The 645-nt window shown below is 70.5% G+C and carries 1 protein-coding gene; it reads right to left on the reverse strand.

What is annotated here, in order from left to right:
• Positions 1-6: 6 nt before the first annotated feature.
• The coding region (locus tag PSD17_RS16795) for a response regulator transcription factor (RefSeq protein ID WP_339123417.1) at positions 7-645 on the reverse strand (639 nt) is incomplete at its 5' end.

The following is a 645-nucleotide window of genomic DNA, read 5'->3' on the forward strand; positions in this document are numbered from 1 at the left end:
CGGCGGCTACTGGCCGGCGCGGCGTCGTTCGGCGTAGACGGCGGCCTCGGTGCGGCGGGAGAAGCCGAGCTTGTGCAGCAGTGAGGACACGTAGTTCTTGACGGTCTTCTCGGCGAGGAACAGTTCGGCGCCGATCTGTTTGTTGGTCAGGCCGTCGGCGACGAGGTCGAGGATGCGTCGTTCCTGGGGGGAGAGGCCGGCGTAGCGGGGGTCTTCGGTGTCCTCGCCGCGGCGGAGGCGTTCGAGGACGGAGGCGGTGGCTTTGGGGTCGAGGAGTGAGCCGCCGGCGGCGACGGTGCGGACGGCGCCGATGAGGTCGGTGCCGGCGACTTGTTTGAGCAGGTAGCCGGAGGCGCCGGCCATGATCGCGCCGAAGAGGGCTTCGTCGTCGGAGAAGGAGGTGAGCATGAGGCAGGCGGGTGGTGGGGAGGTGGCGGAGCGGACGTCGCGGCAGACGGCGACGCCTTCGCCGTCGGGGAGGCGGACGTCGAGGATGGCGACGTCGGGGCGGACGGCGGGGATGCGGGCGAGGGCTTGGGCGGCGGTGGCGGCTTCGCCGACGATCTGGATGTCGTCCTCGGTCTCGAGGAGTTGGGCGATGCCGCGTCGGACGATCTCGTGGTCGTCGAGCAGGAACACCGAGAT

The organism is Pseudonocardia sp. D17, from assembly GCF_036984265.1.
Lineage (GTDB): Bacteria > Actinomycetota > Actinomycetes > Mycobacteriales > Pseudonocardiaceae > Pseudonocardia > Pseudonocardia benzenivorans.